The 16628-nt window shown below is 62.9% G+C and carries 15 protein-coding genes; 7 read left to right on the plus strand and 8 right to left on the minus strand.

Going from position 1 to position 16628, the window contains the following annotated elements; genetic code table 11:
• Window positions 1–7 precede the first annotated feature (7 nt).
• The 5 genes from ACIPZB_RS02365 (at window position 8) to fdhA (ending at window position 6513) form a co-directional block, all read left to right on the plus strand.
• Entirely contained in the window at window positions 8–343 is a 336-nt protein-coding gene (locus ACIPZB_RS02365) for a sarcosine oxidase subunit delta (RefSeq protein ID WP_400638842.1), read from the plus strand.
• On the plus strand, window positions 340–3357 hold the full coding sequence (locus ACIPZB_RS02370; RefSeq protein WP_400638843.1) for a sarcosine oxidase subunit alpha: 3018 nt from the start codon (window positions 340–342) through the stop codon (window positions 3355–3357). The genes ACIPZB_RS02365 and ACIPZB_RS02370 overlap by 4 nt, the downstream gene beginning before the upstream one ends.
• Window positions 3358–3542: 185 nt before the next feature.
• Entirely contained in the window at window positions 3543–4175 is a 633-nt protein-coding gene (locus tag ACIPZB_RS02375; protein WP_400638844.1) for a sarcosine oxidase subunit gamma, read from the plus strand.
• A 12-nt stretch (window positions 4176–4187) separates the two neighbouring features.
• Window positions 4188–5045, plus strand: coding sequence for a formyltetrahydrofolate deformylase (purU, locus tag ACIPZB_RS02380; RefSeq protein ID WP_400638845.1), 858 nt, complete (start codon window positions 4188–4190; stop codon window positions 5043–5045).
• Between the two features lie 268 nt (window positions 5046–5313).
• Window positions 5314–6513, plus strand: coding sequence for a formaldehyde dehydrogenase, glutathione-independent (gene fdhA / locus ACIPZB_RS02385; protein ID WP_008095899.1), 1200 nt, complete (start codon window positions 5314–5316; stop codon window positions 6511–6513).
• Between the two features lie 24 nt (window positions 6514–6537).
• On the opposite strand, the gene ACIPZB_RS02390 is transcribed toward fdhA, so the two are convergent.
• From ACIPZB_RS02390 to ACIPZB_RS02400, 3 genes are all read right to left on the minus strand, one after another.
• Entirely contained in the window at window positions 6538–6744 is a 207-nt protein-coding gene (locus tag ACIPZB_RS02390; RefSeq protein WP_400638846.1) for a hypothetical protein, read from the minus strand.
• Between the two features lie 89 nt (window positions 6745–6833).
• Complete coding sequence (locus ACIPZB_RS02395; protein ID WP_400638847.1) at window positions 6834–7097, minus strand: DUF3077 domain-containing protein; 264 nt, start codon at window positions 7095–7097, stop codon at window positions 6834–6836.
• 296 nt (window positions 7098–7393) lie between these two features.
• Window positions 7394–8143, minus strand: a complete 750-nt coding sequence (locus ACIPZB_RS02400; protein ID WP_400638848.1) for an RHS repeat-associated core domain-containing protein — start codon at window positions 8141–8143, stop codon at window positions 7394–7396.
• A 198-nt stretch (window positions 8144–8341) separates the two neighbouring features.
• Between ACIPZB_RS02400 and ACIPZB_RS02405 the strand changes: the two genes are divergently transcribed.
• Window positions 8342–8917, plus strand: a complete 576-nt coding sequence (locus ACIPZB_RS02405; protein ID WP_400638849.1) for a DUF2780 domain-containing protein — start codon at window positions 8342–8344, stop codon at window positions 8915–8917.
• Window positions 8918–9056: 139 nt separating this feature from the next.
• On the opposite strand, the gene ACIPZB_RS02410 is transcribed toward ACIPZB_RS02405, so the two are convergent.
• Together ACIPZB_RS02410 and ACIPZB_RS02415 are read right to left on the minus strand one after the other, a co-directional pair.
• Window positions 9057–10409: an APC family permease gene (locus tag ACIPZB_RS02410; protein WP_400638850.1), complete on the minus strand. Its 1353-nt coding sequence runs from the start codon at window positions 10407–10409 to the stop codon at window positions 9057–9059.
• Window positions 10410–10642: 233 nt separating this feature from the next.
• Complete coding sequence (locus ACIPZB_RS02415) at window positions 10643–11530, minus strand: acyltransferase (RefSeq protein WP_400638851.1); 888 nt, start codon at window positions 11528–11530, stop codon at window positions 10643–10645.
• A 182-nt stretch (window positions 11531–11712) separates the two neighbouring features.
• Here ACIPZB_RS02415 and ACIPZB_RS02420 point away from each other — a divergent pair, with 182 nt between their 5' ends.
• Window positions 11713–12213, plus strand: coding sequence for an ATP-dependent zinc protease (locus tag ACIPZB_RS02420; RefSeq protein ID WP_008095917.1), 501 nt, complete (start codon window positions 11713–11715; stop codon window positions 12211–12213).
• 153 nt (window positions 12214–12366) lie between these two features.
• Here ACIPZB_RS02420 and ACIPZB_RS02425 read toward each other — a convergent pair whose 3' ends face one another.
• The 3 genes from ACIPZB_RS02425 to ACIPZB_RS02435 all read right to left on the minus strand — a co-directional run bounded on the left by ACIPZB_RS02425 (window position 12367) and on the right by ACIPZB_RS02435 (window position 16509).
• A complete protein-coding gene (locus tag ACIPZB_RS02425) occupies window positions 12367–12990 on the minus strand; it encodes a glutathione S-transferase (protein WP_400638852.1) in 624 nt (207 codons plus the stop codon).
• A gap of 3 nt (window positions 12991–12993) precedes the next feature.
• Window positions 12994–13662 carry a peptide-methionine (S)-S-oxide reductase MsrA gene (gene msrA / locus ACIPZB_RS02430; RefSeq protein ID WP_008095919.1) on the minus strand — a complete coding sequence of 223 codons (669 nt, stop codon included), beginning with the start codon at window positions 13660–13662 and terminating at the stop codon, window positions 12994–12996.
• Window positions 13663–13827: 165 nt separating this feature from the next.
• Complete coding sequence (locus ACIPZB_RS02435; RefSeq protein ID WP_400638853.1) at window positions 13828–16509, minus strand: putative bifunctional diguanylate cyclase/phosphodiesterase; 2682 nt, start codon at window positions 16507–16509, stop codon at window positions 13828–13830.
• Window positions 16510–16628 lie beyond the last annotated feature (119 nt).

Raw genomic sequence — 16628 nt, forward strand, 5'->3', positions numbered from 1 at the left:
CACCGTCATGTTGCATATTTTCTGTCCCCACTGCGGCGAGCTGCGCTCCGAAGAAGAGTTCCACGCCTCTGGCCAGGCGCACATCGCCCGCCCGCTGGACCCCAACGCCTGCTCCGACGAGGAGTGGGGCACCTACATGTTCTTCCGCGACAACCCGCGCGGTATTCACCATGAATTGTGGGACCACGTTGCCGGCTGCCGTCAGTACTTCAACGTCACCCGCGACACCGTGACCTACGAGATTCTGGAAACCTACAAGGTTGGCGAGAAGCCGCAAGTGACCGCAGGCGGCAAGCCCAGCAGCGCACCGTCGACCGTCAAAGGCCAAGGGGAAAAAGTATGAGCCAGACCTATCGCCTCGCCAGCGGCGGCCGTATCGACCGCAGCAAGGTCCTGAACTTCACCTTCAACGGCAAGACCTACCAGGGTTATGCCGGTGACAGCCTGGCCGCCGCGCTGCTGGCCAACGGCGTCGACATCGTCGGCCGCAGCTTCAAGTACTCGCGCCCACGCGGCATCATCGCCGCCGGAACCGAAGAGCCGAACGCCATCCTGCAGATCGGCTCCAGCGAATCCACCCAGATCCCCAACGTGCGCGCTACCCAGCAGGCCCTGTACGCAGGCCTGGTCGCCACCAGCACCAACGGCTGGCCGAACGTCAACAACGACGTCATGGGCATCCTTGGCAAGGTCGGCGGCAGCATGATGCCGCCGGGCTTCTACTACAAAACCTTCATGTACCCGAAATCGTTCTGGATGACTTACGAGAAGTACATCCGCAAGGCCGCAGGCCTTGGCCGTGCGCCGCTGCAGAACGACCCGGACAGCTACGACTACATGAACCAGCACTGCGACGTGCTGATCGTCGGTGCCGGCCCTGCGGGCCTGGCCGCCGCACTGGCTGCTGCGCGCAGCGGTGCCCGGGTGATCCTGGCCGACGAACAGGAAGAGTTCGGCGGCAGCCTGCTCGACAGCCGCGAAACCCTCGACGGCAAACCCGCCGCTGACTGGGTGAACGCCGTGGTCAAAGAGCTGGCCAGCCTGCCGGAAGTGACCCTGCTGCCACGTGCCACGGTCAACGGCTACCACGACCACAACTTCCTGACCATCCACGAGCGCCTGACCGACCACCTCGGCGACCGCGCACCGATCGGCCAGGTGCGCCACCGCGTGCACCGTGTCCGCGCCAAGCGCGTGGTACTGGCTGCCGGCGCCCACGAGCGCCCGCTGGTCTACGGCAACAACGACGTGCCGGGCAACATGCTGGCCGGCGCCGTGTCCACCTACGTGCGCCGTTACGGCGTGGCACCGGGCCGCAAGCTGGTGCTGTCGACCAACAACGACCACGCCTACCGCGCCGCGCTGGACTGGCATGACGCTGGCCTGCAAGTGGTCGCCATTGCCGACGCTCGCCACAACCCGCGTGGTTCGCTGGTCGAGGAAGCCCGTGCCAAGGGCATCCGCATCCTCACCTCCAGCGCCGTGGTCGAGGCCAAGGGCAGCAAGCACGTCACCGGCGCCCGCGTGGCCGCCATCGATGTGCAGGCACACAAAGTCACCAGCCCCGGCGAAACCCTCGAGTGCGACCTGATCGCGACCTCCGGCGGCTACAGCCCGATCGTTCACCTGGCCTCGCACCTGGGCGGTCGCCCGGTCTGGCGTGACGACATCCTCGGCTTCGTGCCGGGTGATGCACCGCAGAAGCGCGAATGCGTGGGCGGTATCAACGGCGTGTACGCCCTGGGCGACGTGATCGCCGATGGCTTCGAAGGCGGCGTTCGCGCAGCCACCGAGGCCGGCTTCAAGGCCAGCACCGGCACCCTGCCGAAAACCGTCGCACGCAAGGAAGAGGCCACCGTGGCGCTGTTCCAGGTGCCGCACGACAAGGGCAGCAAGGGGCCGAAGCAGTTCGTCGACCAGCAGAACGACGTGACCGCCGCCGGCATCGAACTGGCTACCCGTGAAGGCTTCGAGTCGGTCGAGCACGTCAAGCGCTACACCGCGCTGGGCTTCGGCACCGACCAGGGCAAGCTGGGCAACATCAACGGTCTGGCGATTGCCGCGCGTTCGATTGGCATCACCATTCCGGAAATGGGCACCACCATGTTCCGCCCGAACTACACCCCGGTGACCTTCGGCGCCGTTGCCGGCCGCCACTGTGGTCACCTGTTCGAGCCGGTGCGCTTCACCGCCCTGCATGCCTGGCATGTGAAGAACGGCGCCGAGTTCGAAGACGTCGGCCAGTGGAAGCGCCCGTGGTACTTCCCCAAAGCTGGTGAAGACATCCACAGCGCCGTGGCCCGTGAATGCAAGGCCGTGCGCGACAGCGTGGGCCTGCTCGACGCCTCGACCCTGGGCAAGATCGACATCCAGGGCCCGGATGCCCGCGAGTTCCTCAACCGCATCTACAGCAACGCCTGGACCAAGCTCGACGTGGGCAAGGCCCGCTACGGCCTGATGTGCAAGGAAGACGGCATGGTCTTCGACGACGGCGTGACCGCCTGCGTCGGCGACAACCATTTCTACATGACCACCACCACCGGCGGCGCCGCCCGCGTGCTGCAGTGGCTGGAGCTGTACCACCAGACCGAATGGCCGGAAATGAAGGTGTACTTCACCTCGGTCACCGACCACTGGGCCACCTTGACCCTGTCTGGCCCGAACAGCCGCAAGCTGCTCAGCGAGCTGACCGACGACATCGACCTGGACAAGGACGCCTTCCCGTTCATGACCTGGAAGGAAGGCACCGTGGCTGGTGTACCGGCCCGGGTGTTCCGTATCTCGTTCACCGGTGAGCTGTCCTACGAAGTGAACGTGCAAGCCAACTACGCCATGGGCGTGCTGGAAAAAGTCATCGCGGCAGGCAAGCAGTACAACCTGACCCCGTATGGCACCGAGACCATGCACGTACTGCGTGCCGAGAAGGGCTTCATCATCGTCGGCCAGGACACCGACGGCTCGATGACCCCGGACGACCTCAACATGAGCTGGTGCGTGGGTCGCAACAAGCCGTTCTCGTGGATCGGCCTGCGTGGCATGAACCGCGAAGACTGCGTGCGCGAGAACCGCAAGCAACTGGTCGGCCTGAAACCGGTAGACCCGACCCAGTGGCTGCCCGAAGGCGCCCAGCTGGTGTTCGACCCGAAACAGCCGATCCCGATGGACATGGTCGGCCACGTCACCTCCAGCTACGCGGCCAACTCCCTGGGCTATTCGTTCGCCATGGGCGTGGTCAAGGGCGGCCTCAAGCGCATGGGCGAGCGCGTGTTCTCGCCCCAGGCGGATGGCAGCGTGATCGAGGCAGAGATCGTTTCTTCGGTGTTCTTCGATCCGAAGGGTGAGCGGCAGAACGTTTGACTCCGGGCCCTGTGGTGAGCCGGCTGGCCCCATCGCCGGCAAGCCGGCTCCCACAGGATCGATGCAGTTCTGAAGGCTGATGCTGTACCTGTGGGAGCTGGCTTGCCAGCGATGAGGCCGGCAAAGGCCCCACAAGACAGATGTCTGCATCGCTTCGACGACCAAGAATTCAAGGCAGGTTAGAAATGAGCGCTATCAACGTCTTCCAGCAAAACCCCGGCGCCGAGGCCAAGGCCCAGTCGCCACTGCACCACGCCGACCTGGCCAGCCTGGTTGGCAAAGGCCGCAAGAACGCAGGCGTGACCCTGCGCGAGAAGAAGTTCCTCGGTCACCTGACCCTGCGTGGCGACGGCCATGACCCAGAGTTCGCCGCAGGCGTGCACAAGGCCCTGGGCCTGGAGCTGCCGGTGGCCCTGACCGTGGTCGCCAACAGTGAGATCTCGCTGCAATGGATGGGGCCGGACGAGTGGTTGCTGATCGTCCCCGGTGGCCAGGAGTTCGCCGTCGAACAGAAGCTGCGCGCGGCCCTCGAAGGCAAGCACATCCAGGTGGTCAACGTCAGCGGCGGGCAAAGCCTGCTGGAACTGCGCGGCCCGAACGTGCGCGAAGTGCTGATGAAATCCACCAGCTATGATGTTCATCCGAACAACTTCCCGGTGGGCAAGGCCGTGGGCACCGTGTTCGCCAAGTCGCAACTGGTGATCCGCCGCACCGCCGAAGACACCTGGGAGCTGGTGATTCGCCGCAGCTTCGCCGACTACTGGTGGCTGTGGCTGCAAGACGCTTCGGCCGAGTACGGCCTGAGCATCGAGGCCTAAGGAGAACATGACATGAGTCGGGCACCGGATACCTGGATTCTCACCGCCGACTGCCCGAGCATGCTCGGCACCGTCGACGTGGTGACGCGTTACCTCTTCGAGCAGCGCTGCTACGTCACCGAGCACCATTCCTTCGATGACCGGCAGTCGGGGCGCTTCTTCATTCGCGTCGAATTCCGCCAGCCGGACGATTTCGACGAGGCGGGCTTTCGTGCCGGCCTCGGCGAGCGCAGCGAAGCGTTCGGCATGGCCTTCGAGCTGACCGCGCCGAATCACCGCCCCAAGGTGGTGATCATGGTGTCCAAGGCCGACCACTGCCTGAACGACCTGCTGTATCGCCAGCGCATCGGCCAGCTGTCGATGGACGTGGTTGCGGTGGTGTCCAACCACCCAGACCTGGAGCCGCTGGCGCAGTGGCACAAGATTCCCTACTACCACTTCGCCCTCGACCCCAAGGACAAGGCCGGGCAAGAGCGCAAGGTGCTGCAGGTGATCGAGGAAAGCGGCGCCGAGTTGGTGATCCTTGCCCGCTACATGCAGGTGCTGTCGCCCGAGCTGTGCCGGCGCCTGGATGGCTGGGCGATCAACATTCACCACTCGTTGCTGCCGGGGTTCAAGGGCGCCAAGCCTTATCACCAGGCGTACAACAAGGGCGTGAAGATGGTCGGCGCCACGGCGCACTACATCAACAACGACCTCGACGAAGGGCCGATCATTGCCCAGGGGGTCGAGGTGGTGGACCACAGCCACTATCCGGAAGACTTGATTGCCAAGGGGCGGGATATCGAATGCCTGACCCTGGCGCGGGCGGTGGGGTATCACATCGAGCGGCGGGTGTTTCTTAACGCCAATCGGACTGTGGTTCTGTAGCGAACGCTCGGGCCTCATCGCCGGCAAGCCGGCTCCCACAGGTACCCCACAGGCCTCAAGTCTGGCGCAGTACCTGTGGGAGCCGGCTTGCCGGCGATTGGCCCAACCCCTTTTCCCCTGCCGTAAAAAGGCATCTCCCTGTCGTTTCCAGTCACTGCGACATCCCCCATCAGGCCCACAATTCCCTGCATCCCAGTACCCCATGCCGCCCACGGATGGCGGCGCTTCAACCAACGCTGCATAAATACAAATCAAGCGAGGTAAGAGCATGTCTGGCAATCGTGGAGTGGTGTATCTCGGCGCTGGCAAGGTCGAAGTACAGAAGATCGACTACCCGAAAATGCAGGACCCGCGCGGCAAGAAGATCGAACACGGCGTCATCCTCAAGGTGGTCTCCACCAACATCTGCGGCTCCGACCAGCACATGGTCCGCGGCCGCACCACTGCCCAGGTCGGCCTGGTGCTGGGCCACGAAATCACCGGTGAAATCGTCGAGATGGGGCGTGACGTCGAACGCCTGAAGATCGGTGACCTGGTGTCCGTACCGTTCAACGTCGCCTGCGGCCGCTGCCGCTCGTGCAAAGAGATGCACACCGGCGTCTGCCTCACCGTCAACCCGGCCCGCGCCGGTGGTGCCTACGGTTATGTCGACATGGGCGACTGGACCGGCGGCCAGGCCGAGTACGTGCTGGTGCCCTACGCCGACTTCAACCTGCTGAAACTGCCGGATCGCGACAAGGCCATGGAGAAGATCCGTGACCTGACCTGCCTGTCCGATATCCTGCCAACCGGTTACCACGGTGCCGTGACGGCCGGCGTTGGCCCAGGCAGCACCGTTTACGTCGCGGGCGCCGGCCCGGTCGGCCTGGCCGCGGCTGCCTCGGCCCGCTTGTTGGGCGCTGCCTGCGTCATCGTCGGCGACCTCAACCCATTGCGCCTGGCACACGCCAAGTCCCAGGGCTTCGAAGTGGTCGACCTGTCCAAGGACACCCCGCTGCACGAGCAGATCATCGATATCCTCGGTGAGCCTGAAGTGGATTGTGCCGTCGATGCCGTAGGCTTCGAAGCCCGTGGTCATGGTCATGAAGGCGCCAAGCACGAGGCCCCGGCTACCGTGCTGAACTCGCTGATGCAGGTGACCCGCGTTGCCGGCAACATCGGTATTCCTGGCCTGTACGTGACCGAAGACCCGGGCGCGGTCGATGCTGCTGCCAAGATCGGCGCGCTGAGCATTCGCTTTGGCCTGGGCTGGGCGAAATCGCACAGCTTCCACACCGGCCAGACCCCGACCATGAAGTACAACCGTCAGCTGATGCAGGCGATCATGTGGGATCGCATCAACATCGCCGAAGTGGTGGGCGTGCAAGTGATCAGCCTCGACCAGGCACCGGAAGGCTATGGTGAGTTCGATGCGGGTGTGCCGAAGAAGTTTGTGATCGATCCGCACAAGACCTTCAGTGCGGCGTGAAGTGATTGAAATGAAGAAGCCCCTCTATTGAGGGGCTTCGTTTTTATCGGCGTCCAATACTTGCAGCACAGAACCCTTGTCGTCGGTTACCAGCAGCCCGTTGCCCGCTGGGTCGTCCGATTGCTGCTCGGCCAGCGGCATGTCCGCATGGCGGAAGATGCTGCGATGCTGATCACCCTGTTTTACGGTGATGAGCTTGTCACCTTGGTAGAAGAACAATGAGTTGCTCATGGCTTCGGTCCCCTGCAGTGGTGTTGAGTACGTTCATTCTGAACAGTTGCAGGGATTATGAAACTGGCAGAAATATCAGGTACCGGGTATCAGTGCATCATTCCCAACTCGGCGTCATCCAGCAGCGCCTTGGCCATGGCGCTGAGGTAGTGGGAGGCCCAGATCAGTTGCTGGTCGCCTTCCATCAAGCCTGTGAGGGTCATGTCGCGCACGTAGCCCATTAGCTCCGAGGCTTGTTCGCGGGCGCTTTGGCAGGGGATGCCTGGGGCGATGCAGAACAGCGGTTGGGTTTGGCCTTCGGCTTGGAAGAAGAAGGTCTTGCCTACGGTGGTCTTGGTGTCTTCGGTGGTCATTGTTTGATCTCCCTGAAAGTTCTTTATTGCCAGGCCTGGCCCTATCGCCGGCAAGCCGGCTCCCACAATGTCCTGCGCAGGACCTGAGGCCAGTGGCTATCCCTGTGGGAGCCGGCTTGCCGGCGATGAGGCCAGACCAGACAACACACAGCTTGAACCCTAATGCAGAGTCCGCGGCACCACTGGCATCTGCGCCTGGATCAGCGCGGTCTCAAGAAGAGCCCGCAGTGCCTCAAGCGCATGCATAGATGCCATGAAGGCAGAGCCATAGGTTTTCAAAGGTTTAGATGTTTTATTCATTTCCGATATTTTGGTGGTGGTTGCTGCTTGTGATTTCTGATGAAACGCGCTTTGTCCTCTAGATTTTTCTGCGCTGTTCTGATTTTTTTAATGCGCTCTAAATCTCTAGCGTTTACTTTTTCCCCTTTTATTTGTTTCCCATAGACTTGGAAAAGCCATTGTTGATTGGCAGCTGTTTCGTATTTCTTGGCTTTTTGATCTAGTTTTTGAGATTGTACTTTTGCCTGTTCATCTGTCATTGCTCTTGAGGTTTCTTGTGTGGTGTGACCGGATGGTACGTCTTCTGTATAAGCCGGCAAACTTGGTGTAGAGCGACTAAGTGGCGCTTCAGAGCGATGATTGGTAGCCAGAAATGTTTCTGAGCGGGCTGGTGATGCACTGTGTTGCGGGTATTTAGACGCCCCTTTTTTCCGTAAATGGAGTGCGTTTAATATGCCCTTGATTAAACTACTAAAGGCGGACTGTCCCGATGGGTCTATCATGTTTATCGGGTCGCCATTGCAGTAGGCATATGCATTGATGCCGCCTGCATCAAACGGGCTCAATTCATCCGGGGATTGAAATCTCTGCAGCGTAGGGTTGTAGCAACGATGACCATTGCCAAGCATGTAGACGCCCGTTGAGGTATCACGGTGCTGTCCGTTGAACGCCAGCAGGTTTTCGTGCTCGGCTACATTGTTTGCATAGCCATACGATGTATAGGCATATGAATGTGGTTGACGGGTGGAATCAGCATCCTTCTTCATTGGCTTGGCCTGCTTGATGCGCTGAAATGGGCATCAGTATCTCGACACCTGGCGCATGCTGCTACTGGTAGAAATAACAGGTCGATGCGCCTGTCTGGGACCGCTTGATAGTCTCGACAACCGGCCCGGAACAAACCCCCGAACGCCGAGTCGAATGCCTCGTTTCCCCGGCCATCCCGGCCCACGAGGTCCCTCCCAATGAAAGCATTCACCCTGGCAACCCTGATGACCCTGGCCGCAAGCCCGGTGTTCGCCTTCAACCTCAGCGACGCCGCCAACGCCGTGTCGGCCATGCAGAACCAAAACCAGCAGGGCCAGGTGCAGGCGCCCGAGGGGCAGGCCAATCTGCTCAATACCCTGGGGAGCGAATTGAAGATCACCCCCGAGCAGGCCGTGGGCGGGGCAGGGGCCATGCTGGGCCTGGCGCGCAATAACCTGAGCAGCGAGGACTATGGCCAGCTGACCAAGGCCGTGCCCGGCCTCGACCTGCTGTCGGGCGCCAACGCGCTGGGCGGCTTGAGTGGCCTGGGCGAGTTGCTGGGCAAGAACAGCGAAAGCCAGTCGGCGCTGAGCAATGCCCTGGGCAACAACGTCGAGAACCGCAACGACCTGGACACTGCGTTCAAGGCGTTGGGGATGGACACCGGGATGATCGGCCAGTTTGCGCCGTTGATTCTGCAGTACCTGGGGCAACAGGGGATTGCCGGGTCGTTGTTGCAGAATCTGGGTAGCCTGTGGACTACGCCGGCGCCGCTGGCTCAGCCTTCGGTCTGAGGGTCCTGTAGGGACACTGCTGGCCCTATCGCCGGCAAGCCGGCTCCCACAGGTACAGCACAGCATTCAAGCTCTGTGGGGTACCTGTGGGAGCCGGCTTGCCGGCGATGAGGCCGGTGCAGCCAGCACACATTTCCAGTCAGGCGGCTTCGGAGAAGTCCACCAAGCTTACCGGGCGACGGAAGCCGGCAGTCAGTACCGCCAGATACGCAAGCCCTAGCGCGAACCAGCACAGTCCAATCACCAAGGTCAGCGCCGACAGGCTGGTCCACAGCCACAGCGTCAGGCTCAACCCCACCAGCGGCACCGCGCCATAGCACAGCAGGCCTTTGAGGTTGCGCTGTGCGCTATCGTCCATCAGGTGGGTCTTCACCACCGCCAGGTTCACCGCCGAGAACGCCACCAGCGCGCCAAAGCTGATCAGCGAGGCGAGGGTGGACAGGTCGATCACCAGCGCCAGCAGCGAAAACGCCGACACCAGCAGAATGGCGAACACCGGCGTGCCGAGGCGTGGCGACAGGTGGCCGAAGGTACGCTGCGGCAGCACCCGGTCACGCCCCATGGTGTAGAGAATGCGCGACACCGCTGCTTGGGAGGCCAGTGCCGAACCCAGGCTGCCAGCGACATAGGCGGCGGTGAAGAAGTTGGCCAGGAACTGCCCGCCAGCCTTGAACATCACTTCGTTGGCGGCGGCATCGGCGTTGGCGAAGGTGCTGCCCGGCAGCACCAGCTGGCTCACATAGGCCAGCACGGTGAACAGCAGGCCGGCGAACAGGGTGGTGAGAATGATGGCACGCGGCACGTCGCGGCGGGCGTCGCGGCTTTCCTCGGCCAGGGTGGAAACAGCGTCGAAACCCAGGAACGACAGGCACAGTACCGCAGCGCCAGCCATCAGCGGGCCGAAGCCGGGTGCGCTGCCATCACCGCGCAGCGGCGTCAGCCAGTCGATTGGCTGGCCGTTGCCCAGGGTCTGCCACGACAGCGCCACGAACACGCCGATGAACACGATCTGCGCGCCGACGATCAGGTTGCTGGTCTTGGCCACCGAGTTGATGCCGACCACGTTGAGCACGGTCACCAGGGCGATGGAGGCGAGCACGAAGGCCCAGGCGGGCACCGCCGGGAAGGCGATGTTGAGGAACAGGCCGATCAGCAGGTAGTTGATCATCGGCAGGAACAGGTAGTCGAGCAGCAGCGACCAGCCTGCCAGGAAGCCGACGTTCTGGCCGAAGGCCATGTTGGTATAGGAGTACGCCGAGCCTGCGACCGGGAAGCGCTTGACCATGAAACTGTAGGATGCGGCGGTGAACAGCATGGCCACGAGGGTAACCAAGTAGGCGCCGGCGGTGCGGCCACCGGTGAGCTCGGTGACGATGCCGTAGGTGGTGAAGATGGTCAGCGGGACCATGTAGACCAGGCCGAAGAACACCAGGGCGGGCAGGCCGAGGACACGGCGAAGTTGGGGCGGGGCGGAGCTAGGTGGGTTGGCCATTGATCGATCCAGGCTTTTTTGTAGTTGTGCTTTGATCGATTTTTATCCACTTAGGTGGGGTGTGACAAAGAAGTATTCCTAATGTTGACTATTAGTCAGGGTTTTAATGGGGATTAGTGGGTGTGTATCAGGGCCCTATCGCCGGCAAGCCGGCTCCCACAGGTATGGCGCAGGCCTTGAGAGCGGTGGTGTACTTGTGGGAGCCGGCTTGCCGGCGATAGGGCCCGATCAGGTCAACGCATTTCCGAGCGCAACTGCTCGATCCGCTGATCCTTCTCCTCCCACACCTGATTCACCCAGGCCTGCACAGTCTGGCGGAAGGCCGGATCATTCTCGTAATCCCCCGCCCACAAGGCCGGGTCCAGTTCACGCACGCGAATGTCGATAATCACCCGACTGATGCTGCCGTTGAGCAGGGCCCAGAAGCCTGGCGCCTGGTTGCCGGGATAGACGATGGTCACGTCCAGCAGCGCATCGAGCTGCTCGCCCAGCGCCGCCAGCACGAACGCCACGCCGCCCGCCTTGGGCTTGAGCAGGTAGCGATAAGGTGATTGTTGTTCCCGGTGCTTGGCCTCGGTGAAGCGCGTGCCTTCCAGGTAGTTGACCACGGTCACCGGCTGGCGCTTGAACAGCTCGCAGGCGGCCTTGGTGATCTCCAGGTCCTTGCCCTTGAGTTCGGGGTGCTTGTCCAGAAACGCTTTGCTGTAGCGCTTCATGAACGGGTAATCCAGCCCCCACCAGGCCAGGCCCAGCAGCGGCACCCAGATCAGTTCCTTCTTGAGGAAGAACTTGAAGAACGGCGTGCGCCGGTTGAGGCTCTCGATCAGCGCCGGGATGTCGACCCAGGTCTGGTGGTTGCTGACGGCCAGGTACGAGGTGTCCTTGCGCAGGTTCTCGACGCCGCGGATATCCCACTGGGTCGGGATGCACAGGGCGAAAATGGCCTTGTCGATTTCCGACCAGGTTTCGGCCACCCACATCACCGCCCACGAGGCGTAGTCACGCCCACGGCCCGGCAGGACCAGTTTGAGCAGGGCGAAGACCAGCAGCGGGCAGATCAACACCACAGTGTTGAGCAGCAGCAGGGTGGTCGTGAGAATGCCAGTGAACAGGCGACGCATAAGGAAACTCGTGTTGTGAAAGTAAGCAGGTGGCAATGATAAGCAGGGCTGCGTCCTACGCCAAATGTGCAATTGCCTGCGACGGGGACAAATGTTTCACATTATGTTGTTTAGCCTTGTATCAGCGAACCTATCCTGCCCGTGCAGTCTAAGCACTGAACCCTTACAAGGAAGCCTGCCCTGTGAAATCCATGCTTGCCCTGTTATCGCTGCTGGCGCTGCCGGTCATGGCTGCCGAGCCGACAATCTATGGTCGTTACGAGAACATTGCCTTGCCTGAGCTTGGCGAAACGCTGAAAGCCAAGATGGATACCGGTGCCTACACCGCATCGCTGTCGGCCAAGGATATCGAGCGTTTTACCCGTGACGGCGACGACTGGGTGCGCTTCCGCCTGGCGACCAAGGATGCCGACGGCAAGGTCTACGAGCACAAGCTGGCGCGCATCAGCAAGATCAAGAACCGCTCCGACGAAGAGGAGGAGGGCGATGCGCCGGAGCTTTCGCAGCGTCCGGTGGTCGACCTGGAGCTGTGCCTGGGGGATGAGAAGCGCACCGTGGAGGTGAACCTGGTGGACCGCAGCAGCTTCAACTATCCGCTGCTGGTGGGGGCCAAGGCGCTGCGCGAGTTCAAGGCGGCGGTGAACCCGGCGAAGCGGTTTACCGCGGGCAAGCCTGACTGCTGATGGTTTTAGGCTGTACCGGCCCTATCGCCGGCAAGCCGGCTCCCACAGGGATCGCGTCAGCTTTTAGAAGTTGAGTTGCTCCCACAGGTACAGCGCGCAGTTCAAGGACTGCGGGGAACCTGTGGGAGCCGGCTTGCCGGCGATAGCGGTCTGTCAGGCCACCGGTGCCGTGGCGACCATCGACGGCCGCTTGCTCACCTCGGCATACCAGGCAGCCAACCCTGGCTGGCGCTCCCGCCAGCCAAACTCAGGCTGGCGCAGGTCCAGATACCCCAGCGCACAGGCCACGCCAATCGCAACCAGATCAAACCCCGAAATCAGCTCCGCCAGGTGCTCCTGCTCCAGGTTGGCGAGGCTGCGCCGGATCTTCTCGCCCTGCGCCTCCAGCCAGCCATCCCAGCGTTTGTCCTCCGGTCGCAAGAAGCTTTCATAGCGCGACGACACTGCCGCGTCCATGATCGCATCGGCCTGCGACATCAGGGCCATGCGCCGCCAGCGCGCCGAGCCCTCGCGGGGCAGCAGCGGCAGGCCGACATGCTGCAGGTCGAGGTACTCGCAGATCACCCGGCTGTCGTGCAGCACGGTGCCGTCTTCCAGGCGCAGGGCCGGGATCTTGCCGATCGGGTTGCCCCGGTTGAGCTGCTCGTCACCGCTGACCGGGCTGATGTTCACCGGCTGCAGGGCCACGCGGTCAAGCTGGCCGGTCTCGTGCAGCACCACCATGACCTTGCGCACGAACGGCGACAACGGCGAGTGGAACAGGGTCATCGTGGCCATGGCTCAGTTGCCTTGCAGGCTGGGCGGCAGGCACACGCCGGTGCCGCCGATGCCGCAGTAGCCGTCTGGGTTCTTGGCCAGGTACTGCTGGTGGTAGGCCTCGGCGAAGTACACGGTCGGTGCCTGGTCGATCTCGGTGGTGATCTCGCCAAAGCCGGCCTTGCTCAGCTCGGCCTGGAAGGCGTCGCGGCTGGCCTGGGCTTCTTCGAGCTGCTGCGGCGAGGTGCAGAAGATGGCCGAGCGGTACTGGGTGCCGATGTCGTTGCCCTGGCGCATGCCTTGGGTCGGGTTGTGCAGCTCCCAGAACATCGCCAGCAGCTCGCGGTAGCTGACCCGGTCCTTGTCGAACACCACCAGCACCACTTCGGTGTGGCCGGTCAGGCCCGAGCAGACTTCTTCGTAGGTGGGGTTGGGGGTGAAGCCGCCGGCATAGCCGACCACGGTGCTGACCACGCCTTCACGCTGCCAGAAACGGCGCTCGGCGCCCCAGAAGCAGCCCAGGCCGAAGATGGCGAAGTCGATGCTGCCTTCGAAGAACGGGCCGAGCAGCGGGGTGCCTTCGAACACGTAGTGGAACTCGGGCAGGGTCATCGGGGTTTCGCGGCCGGGCAGGGCTTGCTCGGCGGTTGGCATGACGTTTTTGTTCACCAGGATTTCCGAACGCAGGACCATGGCCGTTCCTCTGTATGTCAGTTGGATAGGTGTTGGGGCCATCGCCGGCAAGCCGGCTCCCACAGGTACACCACAGGGCTTGAGCAATGTGGGGCACCTGTGGGAGCCGGCTTGCCGGCGATGAGGCCCGAATGGACTCTATAGTGCCCGAGGTTAACGCAGCTGTCAGTCCATTGGACCGCGCGGATAGCGCTTGAGTTTTTCCGCCAGCTCACGCCCCGGAATCGGCCGGTCGAACAGGTAGCCCTGGCCCACGTCGCAGCGGTGCCGACGCAGGAACGCCAACTGCTCCGGCGTCTCGATCCCTTCGGCCACCACCTTGAGCTTGAGGTTGTGGGCCATGGCCACCACCGCCGAGGTGATCTCCATGTCGTCCTGGTTGTCGGGGATCTCGTTGATGAAGCTGCGGTCGATCTTGATGATGTCGATCGGAAACTTCTTCAGGTAGCTCAGCGACGAATAACCCGTGCCGAAGTCGTCCATGGCCAGGGTCAGGCCCAGGGCCTTGAGCTCGTCGAGCTGGCGGTGGGTGTCTTCGCTGGCCTCCAGCAGCAGGCCTTCGGTCAGCTCCAGCTCCAGCAGGTGCGGGGGCAGGGCTTCTTCCTTGAGGATCGTGCCGATCGACGCCACCAGGTCAGGGTCGGAAAACTGCTTGGGCGAGAGGTTGATGGCCACGTGCAGGTTGCCCATGCCGGCCTCGCGCAGTTGCTGGCTCATGCAGCACGCCTGGCGGACCACCCACTTGCCGATGGGGATGATCAGGCCGGTTTCCTCGGCCACGCTGATGAACTGGTCGGGGCGGATCATGCCGCGCTCGGGGTGGTTCCAGCGCAGCAGCGCCTCCAGGCCCAGCAGGCGACCGCTGCGCAGGCACAGCTTGGGCTGGTAGAACACCTCCAGTTCGTTCTGGGTCAGGGCGCGGCGCAGGTTGTTCTCGACGAACAGCTTGTAGCTGGCCTCGGCATTGAGCACTTCGGTGAACACCTGCACCTGATGCTTGCCGTTGGCCTTGGCCTTGTGCAAGGCCAGGCCTGCGTTCTTCATCAGGGTGGTCGGGTCGCTGCCGTGCAGCGGCGCGCAGGCCAGGCCCACCGAAGCGGTCACGTTGATCAACTGGTTGTCGACGAACATCGGCTTGTCGAGGGTGCGCAGCAGTTGCAGCGCCACGCCCTGGCCGTCTTCCAGGCTGGTGTCGTCGAGCAGCACGGCGAATTCGTTGCTGGCGAAACGGGCCAGCACGCCACTGGCGCTGAGGCTGTTGCGCAGGCGCCGGGCCAGGCTGATCAACAGTTTGTCGCCGGTCTGGTGGCCGAGGCTGTCGTTGATCCGCTTGAAGTTGTCGATGTCCACCAGCAGCAGGCAGGTCGAGCTGTCGCCTTCGCGGGCGAAGCGCTCGTCGAGGCTGCGGATGAACGCTGGGCGGTTGCCCAGGTTGGTCAGGTTGTCGGTGTAGGCCAGGCGCTCGATGCGCTGCTGGGCCAGCTTGGTCTGGGTGACGTCTTCGTAGATGCCGATGTAGTGGGTCAGCTCGCGGTTGTCGCCGTAGACCTTGGAGATCGACAGCTGGCCCCAGTACGGTTCGAGGTTCTTGCGCCGGCTCTTGAACTCGCCTTGCCAGCTGTTGCCCATGGCCAGGCTCGACGGCGAATCGAACAGCAGTTCGCTGAGGTTTTCCAGCGCTGGCAGCTCGGCCAGGTGGTGGCCCTGGACCTCCTCGGTGCTGTACTGGGTGATCGCCGTGAAGCTGGGGTTGACGTATTCCACCACGCCATCGCGGTTGACCAGCAGGAACGCGCTGGCGCTCTGCTCCACGGCGCGCTGGAACAGGTGCAGGGCGCTGGCGGCGGTGCGCCGGTTGTGGTTGGTGATGACCTGGGCGAACTGGTCGGCCAGCTCGCCGGCGAAGGCGATTTCATCCGATTGCCAGGTGCGCGGCTGGCCGGTCTGCTCCAGGCACAGCACGCCAACCACCTGGCCATCGACACGGATACTGGCGTCGAGCATGGCGTTGTTGTCGGCGTACAGGCTCTCGGCCAGTTCACGGGTACGCGGATCGTGGTTGGCGTTGTGCGCATCGATGGCGCGGCTGGCGTGCAGGGCTTCCAGGTAGTCGGGAAAGCGGCTGGCGTCGATAGGGTCGGGCAGGCGATGGATCTGCTCGTTGCGCAGCCAGGCGCTGATCGGCTCCAGGCGCTGCTCTTCCAGGTGCCAGATGCTGGCGCTGTCGACTTTGTAGATTTCGCAGGCACTGCGGGTGATCAACTGCGCGGCTTCCAGCAGCGAGTTCTCGGCGCTGTAGCGTTGGCGGGCCAGACGCAGGATCAGGTCCTGCTGGCCGCGCACGCGCTCCAGGTGTTCGAGCTGCTCTTGCTGGGCGCGCTGGTTGAGTTGCAGGGCCAGTTCGAGGCGGTTGTTGCGTGATTCGAGGTCGTTGGCTTCCAGCTCCGCGTCTTCGTCATCGAGCACCGTGAGAAACCCGCGCAGCAGCTGGCGGTTGTGCTGCTTGAACGCTTCGCCGGCCTCCAGTATGCGTAGGGTGCGTGACTGTGCGTGCAAGGTGTAGCGCACACGGTAATAGCTGCGGCGGTTGAGCTGCAGCTGGATTTCGTCGTGCAGCCGGTAGCGCGCTTCCGGTTCCATGAGGCTGGCATACGGCGCGTCGATCAGCGCGCACAGCTCGGAGGCTGGCAGCCCGAACTGGCGCTCGCAGGCGGGGTCGAGGTAGAGCATCGCCCAGGTCGCTTCGTTGAGCCTTTCGAAACGCAGCATGCCGAGCCGCGAGGGCACGGGAAGCTGCGTGACGACCTCGGCCGCCACACGGCTGGCGGCATCGGGTTGGCTTTTCATCGAAGACTCGCTTGAAGAGGGAGACGCGGCCTGGGCGGCGGCGCATCTGGCAAGGTTGCATCATGTCCCCAGGGCTGGCAAGCGGCCATGTGGCGTGTCATGTGTATGTTTTCGGCGGC

It is taken from the genome of Pseudomonas sp. NPDC089396, assembly GCF_044749545.1.
In the GTDB taxonomy this organism is placed as follows: Bacteria; Pseudomonadota; Gammaproteobacteria; order Pseudomonadales; family Pseudomonadaceae; genus Aquipseudomonas.

Bases quoted from the DNA above. Each gene is read 5' to 3' on its own strand.
- ACIPZB_RS02365 (WP_400638842.1), top strand. From the start codon at position 8: ATGTTGCATATTTTCTGTCCCCACTGCGGCGAGCTGCGCTCCGAAGAA.
- ACIPZB_RS02370 (WP_400638843.1), top strand. From the start codon at position 340: ATGAGCCAGACCTATCGCCTCGCCAGCGGCGGCCGTATCGACCGCAGC.
- ACIPZB_RS02375 (WP_400638844.1), top strand. From the start codon at position 3,543: ATGAGCGCTATCAACGTCTTCCAGCAAAACCCCGGCGCCGAGGCCAAG.
- purU (WP_400638845.1), top strand. From the start codon at position 4,188: ATGAGTCGGGCACCGGATACCTGGATTCTCACCGCCGACTGCCCGAGC.
- fdhA (WP_008095899.1), top strand. From the start codon at position 5,314: ATGTCTGGCAATCGTGGAGTGGTGTATCTCGGCGCTGGCAAGGTCGAA.
- ACIPZB_RS02390 (WP_400638846.1), bottom strand. From the start codon at position 6,744: ATGAGCAACTCATTGTTCTTCTACCAAGGTGACAAGCTCATCACCGTA.
- ACIPZB_RS02395 (WP_400638847.1), bottom strand. From the start codon at position 7,097: ATGACCACCGAAGACACCAAGACCACCGTAGGCAAGACCTTCTTCTTC.
- ACIPZB_RS02400 (WP_400638848.1), bottom strand. From the start codon at position 8,143: ATGAAGAAGGATGCTGATTCCACCCGTCAACCACATTCATATGCCTAT.
- ACIPZB_RS02405 (WP_400638849.1), top strand. From the start codon at position 8,342: ATGAAAGCATTCACCCTGGCAACCCTGATGACCCTGGCCGCAAGCCCG.
- ACIPZB_RS02410 (WP_400638850.1), bottom strand. From the start codon at position 10,409: ATGGCCAACCCACCTAGCTCCGCCCCGCCCCAACTTCGCCGTGTCCTC.
- ACIPZB_RS02415 (WP_400638851.1), bottom strand. From the start codon at position 11,530: ATGCGTCGCCTGTTCACTGGCATTCTCACGACCACCCTGCTGCTGCTC.
- ACIPZB_RS02425 (WP_400638852.1), bottom strand. From the start codon at position 12,990: ATGGCCACGATGACCCTGTTCCACTCGCCGTTGTCGCCGTTCGTGCGC.
- msrA (WP_008095919.1), bottom strand. From the start codon at position 13,662: ATGGTCCTGCGTTCGGAAATCCTGGTGAACAAAAACGTCATGCCAACC.
- ACIPZB_RS02435 (WP_400638853.1), bottom strand. From the start codon at position 16,509: ATGAAAAGCCAACCCGATGCCGCCAGCCGTGTGGCGGCCGAGGTCGTC.